Genomic DNA, 6014 nt, shown 5'->3' on the forward strand with positions numbered 1-6014 from the left:
TCGCTGTTAGTGGGGCGGGCCTTCTTGGTGCGCGACCGGGCGGCCCCGGCTCAGGTCCGCAGGGCGGCGGGCAGTTCGGCCAGGGTGTGCAGGACGTGGATGCCGTCGTCGACCGGGGTGCGGGAGGCGGCGCGGTCGAGCCAGAAGGGGCGCAGGCCGGCGCCCCGGGCGCCGAGGGCGTCCAGGTCGTACCTGTCGCCGACGTAGGCGACCTCGTGCGGGGGCAGGCCCAGGCGGGCGCAGCCGGTCAGGAAGATGGCGGGGGCGGGTTTGGCCTCGCCGGGCCGGTCGGAGCCGACGAGGGCGGTGTCGGCGAAGTGGTGCAGCAGGCCGGTGGCGTGGAGTTTGGGGCGCTGCTGGTCCATCGGGGCGTTGGAGACGATGCCGAGCCGGTGGGTGGGGGCGAGGGCGGCGAGGACGGGGGCGGCGTCGGGGAAGGCGGTCCAGGCGGCGTCGCGGTGGGCGGTGTAGCCGGCGAACCAGGCGGTGGCGGCCTCGTCGGGCATGGCGGCGGTGTCCTCGCCGAGGCGGGCGAGGAAGCGGCGGACGCGTTCGCGCTGCTGGCCGGTGAAGGTGAGTTCCCCGGCCAGGAAGCGGGCGTACTGCTCGTCCAGGATCTCGCGCCACAGCGCCACCGCCGTCTGCGGGTCGGGGACGCGGCGCAGCAGGTCGAGGTGGCGCAGGTGGGCGAGGATGCCCGCCCGTTCCGAGCCCGAGTAGTCGAACAGGGTGTCGTCGACGTCGAAGAGCACGCCTCTGATCGGCACGGTCCGTCCTTTCGCCAGGTCCACGTACGTACGGACCCTACGCGGTCGCCGGCTCCCCGCTCCCGTTTCCGTCTCCGCCCCCGTCTCCGTCGTCGACGGCCAGGCGGTGGCGGGCGGCGGCCAGGAACTCCCCGGACAGGTCGGGGTCCTGGCTCGCCCGGGCGAGCAGCAGTGCTCCGACCATGGTGGACAGGTCGGCGAGCGCCTCCTGCCGTTCGGCGGGTTCGGGCAGGGCCGCCAGGGCGTCGACGAGGTCGCGCAGTCCGGCGGTGTAGGCGGTGCGCAGCGGGGTGCCGGGTTCGGTGCGGGCGGCGTCGGCGGCGAGGGCGGCGGCGGCGCAGCCGTGGCCGGGGTGGTCGCGGTGGAGTTCGGACAGGTAGCGGTGGAGGAACTCGGCGCGGGGGGTGCGCCGGGCGGGCGGCTGGTCGGCGAGTTGTTCCATGGCGTCGCGCCGTTCGGTGAAGGCGGCGGTGAGGGCCTCGGCGAGGAGGTCGTCCTTGGAGGCGAAGTGCCGGTAGAAGCCGCCGTGGGTGAGTCCGGCGGCGGCCATCGCCTCGGGGACGCTGACCTGGTCGGCGCCCTTCTCGCGGATCAGGCGGGCGGTGTGGTCGACGACCCGGCTGCGGGTGCGTTCGGCCTCGGCGCGGGACACGCGGGGCATGCCGCGGCTCCTTCCCTCTCGTACGACGCGTGGTGCGTCCGGTCGGTGCTTCCACTTGGTGCGTCCACTTTCCCATCCCCTTTAGATGATGGTAATAATCTAAACGCTGCGGCACCCGCCGGCGACGGCCGGTGCCGCCCCGAGAGCGAGGAGATGCACCATGACCGTGATCGAAGGCTCCACCGCCCTGGTCACCGGAGGCCGCCGGGGCCTGGGCCGGGCGTTCACCGCGGAACTGCTGGCCCGCGGCGCGAAGAAGGTCTACGCCACCGCCCGCACCCCCGACACCAGCGAGGACCCGCGCGTGGAGGTCCTCGCGCTGGACGTCACCGACGACGCCTCGGTGGCCGCCCTCGCGGCCCGCGCCGACGACGTCGACATCGTCTTCAACAACGCCGGCGTCCTGTACCCGGCGCCGCTGCTCAGCGCCGACCTCGCGCTGGTCCGGGACACCTTCGAGACCAACGTGCTCGGCCCGCTGCGCATCGCCCAGGCCTTCGCCCCGGTGCTGGCCGCCCGCGGCGGCGGCGCGCTGGTCGACATCCACTCGCTGCTGTCCTGGGGCGCCGGGGCCGGGGCCTACGGGGCCTCCAAGGCCGCGCTGTGGTCCCTGACCAACTCGCTGCGCCTGGAACTCGCCGCCCAGCGCACGCAGGTCGTCGGCGTGCACCTGGGCTTCGCGGACACCGAGATGGTCGCGGCCGTCCCGGTCGACAAGATCCCGCCCGCCGAGGTGGCCCGCGCCGTCCTGGACGGCGTCGAGCGCGGCGAGCACGAGGTGCTGGTCGACGACGCCACCCGGGCCCTGAAGGCCGCCCTGTCGGGCCCCGTGGACGACCTGGCCGTCCTCGGCCGCCGCTGACACCCCGGCGGGACCACCGGCCCGACCGACGACGAAAAACCCCGACCCGACCGACGACCAGGAGGAACCGCCATGCCCCTGTGGCACGTCTACCACCCGCCCGGCACCTACGACCCCGGGCAGAAGAAGCAGCTCTCCACCGACATCACGGGCTTCTACACCCGCTTCGGACTGCCGAGGTTCTACGTGGTGGTCCTCTTCCACGAGGTCGCCGCCGACTCCTTCCACGTCGGCGGCGAACCGCACGACGCGGCCGTACGCGTCGTGGTCGAGCACATCGCCCGCCACACCGAGGACCCGGACCTGCGCAGGCGCACCCGCGAGGCGCTCGCCGCCCTCCTCGCGCCCCACACCACCGACCGCGGCCTGTACTGCGAGTTCCACGTCGACGAGACGCCGCGGAACCTGTGGATGATCGACGGCCTCACCCCGCCCCCGGAGCAGAGCGAGACCGAGAAGCTGTGGGCCCGCGAGAACCGCCCGCTCCCGTACTGACGCGCCCGCTCCCGCGCCGACACCGCCATCGTCGATCCCGACGGTGGCGGTGGCGGCGCGAGACGCCACGATCCCGGACCTCGGGGCGCCGCTTAGCGGGCCGAACGCCCCTGCCGGCGGCGGGGGTTCACGCGTCGAAGCGGACCTCGGGCCACTGCGGCGCGGGGGCGTCCAGCAGCGGGGCGGGGATGCCGCGCAGGTGGAGGCCGAAGTAGGCGGTGAGGTAGGCGCGTTGGGCGGCGACGGCGCGCTGCGGGTCGCCGGTGCCGAGGAAGTGCTCCAGCCGGTCGGCGGGCCAGGCGAAGACGGACTGCCCCTGGGGGACGAGCAGTTGAAGGTCGCAGTAGGACAGGTGGCCGGAGCGGGTGAGGGTCAGGCGCCGGCGCCAGCCGGTCAGGTGCGGCCACAGGGTGTCCCACATGGCGTCGCGGGCGGGGCTGTCCCAGGCGGAGGCCATCAGCAGCAGGGGGCGGGTCTGGTCGGCGGTGGCGGCGGGGCCGAACAGGGGGCCGTCCAGGACCGCGCCGGCGCGGATGCGCGGGTCCTCATACAGGGCGTGGGCGGTGGTGGCGCCGCCCATGGAGTGGCCGAACATGCCGACGGCGCCGAGGTCGAGGGCGCCGTCCAGGCCGGCGGGCAGCGGGCCGGCCGCCAGGCGGTCGAGCAGGCAGCGCACGTCGGCGGCGCGGTAGGCGACGATCGCGGCGTCGGTCATCGCCTGGACGCGGGCCTTGTCGCGCACCTCCAGGCGGTGGCCGGGGAACTCGACCTCCCCGGCGTCGTAGGTGTGGTCGACGGCGGCGACGACGTGGCCGTGGGAGGCGAGCTCCTCGGCCAGCGCGGTGTTGAAGGCGCTGTCGGCGCCGGAGCCGTGGGAGTTGAGGACCACGGGGTGGCGGCGGGTGCGGTCGGCGGGCACGTCCGGGCGGGCGTGGCTGGCGGGCCAGGCGAGGCGGGCGCCGGGGACGGCGAAGTAGTCGGCCTGCAGGTGGGCGGTCTCGGCGGGGCTCATCCACGGCGCGTACGGGCCCCGGGCACCCGGGGCGGCGGGGTACCAGAGGCGGGCGCGCAGTTCGCGCGGGCGCGGCGCGGGGGCCCAGGCGTCGGTGCGGGCCGGGTCGTCCAGGTACAGCAGGGCGGTGCCCACGGGGCGGGGGCCGGTGGGCGCGGGCAGGCTCAGACAGGGCCACCCCGCGGCGTCGGCCGGTACGGCGTCGGCCGGTACGGCGTCGGCGCGCACGGGCCCGCCGCCGGCGACGGCGCCGGCGGCGCCCAGGGCGAGCGCCCCGAGCACGCCCCGACGGCTGGGCGGACGGCCGGACGGAGAACCGGACGGGAGGCCGGGCTGGGTTCTGGTCACGGGCGTGCTCCTGCGGCGATCGGGTCGGCGGGCGGCGTGCCCGTCCACCGTGCCGCCGGGCCCCGCCCGGGCGCGTCCGCCGGGGGCAGGAGCCGCCGCCGCGCCGTACGACCGCGGGCATAGGCCCGCGGCGGCAGCAGAAAACCCAGAGCCGACCCCCTACCGCGCGGGGGCCGCCTGGGCCGCCAGGAGCGCGTCGAGCAGTCCGGGGAAGCGGCTGTCGAGGTCGGCGCGGCGCAGGCTGACGAAGCGGTTGCGCCCGGCGACGCGGGTGGTGGTGACGCCGGCCTCGCGCAGCACCCGCATGTGGTGGGAGACGGTCGACTTGTGGAGGTGGTCCAGGCCCAGGTCGCGCGGGCCGCAGGAGTGCTCGGCGTCGTCGGCGTAGCTGAGCAGCAGGGTCATGCGCACGGGGTCGCCCAGGGCGTGCAGGACGGTGACGAGGTCGATGTCGGCGGTGGCGGGCTGGGGAAGCCGCTCGTCGTCGGTCATGGCGCACGCTCCTCGGGCCGCCGGGGGGACACAGATGGTTTGACAATCATCCACCAATCCCCGAGTGTTTGACGAGCGTCCAACTGTTGCATGCTTATCCAACAATCCGTTCCTGTGTCCCGGGGGGCCCTCCCGTGCCCGTTCGTCTGCTCCTGCTCGCCCTCGGCACCTTCGCCATGGGCACCGACTCGATGGTCTTCGCCGGCATCCTCGGCCCGATCTCCGCCGACCTGGGGGTGTCGGTGCCGGCCGCCGGCCAGCTGGTCACCGTCTTCGCCCTCGGCTACGCGCTGCTGGCCCCGGTGCTGGCCACGCTCACCGCCCGCTGGCCGCGCCGGCGCCTGCTGCTGACCGCGCTCGTCGTGTTCAGCGCGGCCAACGCGCTCAGCGCGCTCGCCCCCACCTACGAACTGCTGCTGGCCACCCGGGTGCTGGCGGCGGCCGGCGCCGCCCTCTACACGCCGACCGCCAACGCGGTGGCCACCACGCTGGTCGCCCCCGAGCGGCGCGGCCGGGCGCTGGCCACCGTGCTCGGCGGCATGACGGTGGCCACCGCCCTCGGGGTGCCGCTGGGCACCTGGATCGGGCGCGCCGACTGGCGGATGACGATGTGGCTGGTCACCGCCCTGGGCGTGGCCGCCTTCGCCGGCCTGGCGGCGCTGCTGCGCGACCTGCCCGCCCCCGCCGCCGCCCCCACCCTCGCGGCGCGCCTGGCGCCGCTGGGCCGGCGCCGGGTGCTGGGCGCCGCCGCCACCACGCTGGTGTTCTTCCTCGCCTTCCAGAGCGTCTACATCTACCTGTCCACCGCGGTGTCCGGCGCCACCGGCGGCGACGCCGACCGGCTGAGCCTGGTCCTGCTGACCAGCGGTGTGATGTCGGTGGCCGGCAGCTGGCTGGGCGGGCGCCTGGTGGACCGCCTCGGGGTGCGGCGGGTGCTGCTGACCGGCTCGGCGGTGGCCGCGGCCGCGTTCGCCGCGCTGCCCTGGCTGGGGCTCACCATGCCGGGGGCGCTGGCCTACGCGGTGGTGGTGCCGCTGGCCGGGTGGGCGGTGTCGGTGGCGCTGCCGCACCGGCTGGCGTCGATCGACCCGGCCAACGCGCCGCTGCTGATCTCGCTGAACAGCAGCGCCCTGTACCTGGGGACGGCGGTCGGCGGTGTGGCCGGCTCGGCGGCGATCGCGGTGCTGGGCGGGCGCTGGTTCCCGTTCGCGGCGGCGGCGCTGGCGCTGGCCGCGTGCGCGGTCGCGGCGGCGACCACCCGCGACGAGCGGGCCGCCCGCGCGTCGGCCCCGGCCCCGCGGCAGGAGCCGTCCCGCGCCTGAGGGACGACCTGCGCCCGGGCAGAGGCCCGTGCCCCGGTCCGGCGGCCTGCCGGAC

General features: G+C 76.0%; 7 protein-coding genes. 3 read left to right on the plus strand and 4 right to left on the minus strand.

Going from position 1 to position 6014, the window contains the following annotated elements; translation table 11 throughout:
- Window positions 1-50: 50 nt before the first annotated feature.
- On the minus strand, window positions 51-767 hold the full coding sequence (locus ACFU7Z_RS34705; protein WP_074006296.1) for an HAD family hydrolase: 717 nt from the start codon (window positions 765-767) through the stop codon (window positions 51-53).
- 37 nt (window positions 768-804) lie between these two features.
- Complete coding sequence (locus ACFU7Z_RS34710; RefSeq protein ID WP_380781980.1) at window positions 805-1428, minus strand: TetR/AcrR family transcriptional regulator; 624 nt, start codon at window positions 1426-1428, stop codon at window positions 805-807.
- A gap of 160 nt (window positions 1429-1588) precedes the next feature.
- Here ACFU7Z_RS34710 and ACFU7Z_RS34715 point away from each other — a divergent pair, with 160 nt between their 5' ends.
- Both ACFU7Z_RS34715 and ACFU7Z_RS34720 read left to right on the plus strand, forming a co-directional pair.
- Window positions 1589-2290 carry an SDR family oxidoreductase gene (locus tag ACFU7Z_RS34715; protein WP_049655318.1) on the plus strand — a complete coding sequence of 234 codons (702 nt, stop codon included), beginning with the start codon at window positions 1589-1591 and terminating at the stop codon, window positions 2288-2290.
- 72 nt (window positions 2291-2362) lie between these two features.
- Window positions 2363-2785: a tautomerase family protein gene (locus ACFU7Z_RS34720; RefSeq protein ID WP_380781982.1), complete on the plus strand. Its 423-nt coding sequence runs from the start codon at window positions 2363-2365 to the stop codon at window positions 2783-2785.
- 127 nt (window positions 2786-2912) lie between these two features.
- Here the strand turns inward: ACFU7Z_RS34720 and ACFU7Z_RS34725 are convergent, their stop codons facing one another.
- Entirely contained in the window at window positions 2913-4145 is a 1233-nt protein-coding gene (locus ACFU7Z_RS34725) for an alpha/beta hydrolase family protein (protein WP_380781984.1), read from the minus strand.
- Between the two features lie 159 nt (window positions 4146-4304).
- The gene (locus ACFU7Z_RS34730; RefSeq protein ID WP_049661305.1) at window positions 4305-4637 is read right to left on the minus strand and encodes a helix-turn-helix transcriptional regulator; all 333 of its coding nucleotides are present in this window, start codon (window positions 4635-4637) and stop codon (window positions 4305-4307) included.
- Window positions 4638-4771: 134 nt separating this feature from the next.
- Between ACFU7Z_RS34730 and ACFU7Z_RS34735 the strand changes: the two genes are divergently transcribed.
- On the plus strand, window positions 4772-5959 hold the full coding sequence (locus tag ACFU7Z_RS34735; RefSeq protein WP_380781986.1) for an MFS transporter: 1188 nt from the start codon (window positions 4772-4774) through the stop codon (window positions 5957-5959).
- Window positions 5960-6014: the final 55 nt, after the last annotated feature.

This window comes from Kitasatospora sp. NPDC057518 (assembly GCF_042802075.1).
Lineage (GTDB): Bacteria > Actinomycetota > Actinomycetes > Streptomycetales > Streptomycetaceae > Kitasatospora.

Excerpts from the sequence above, each read along its gene's own strand:
- ACFU7Z_RS34730 (WP_049661305.1), bottom strand. The coding sequence starts at position 4,637 with ATGACCGACGACGAGCGGCTTCCCCAGCCCGCCACCGCCGACATCGAC.
- ACFU7Z_RS34710 (WP_380781980.1), bottom strand. The coding sequence starts at position 1,428 with ATGCCCCGCGTGTCCCGCGCCGAGGCCGAACGCACCCGCAGCCGGGTC.
- ACFU7Z_RS34720 (WP_380781982.1), top strand. The coding sequence starts at position 2,363 with ATGCCCCTGTGGCACGTCTACCACCCGCCCGGCACCTACGACCCCGGG.
- ACFU7Z_RS34715 (WP_049655318.1), top strand. The coding sequence starts at position 1,589 with ATGACCGTGATCGAAGGCTCCACCGCCCTGGTCACCGGAGGCCGCCGG.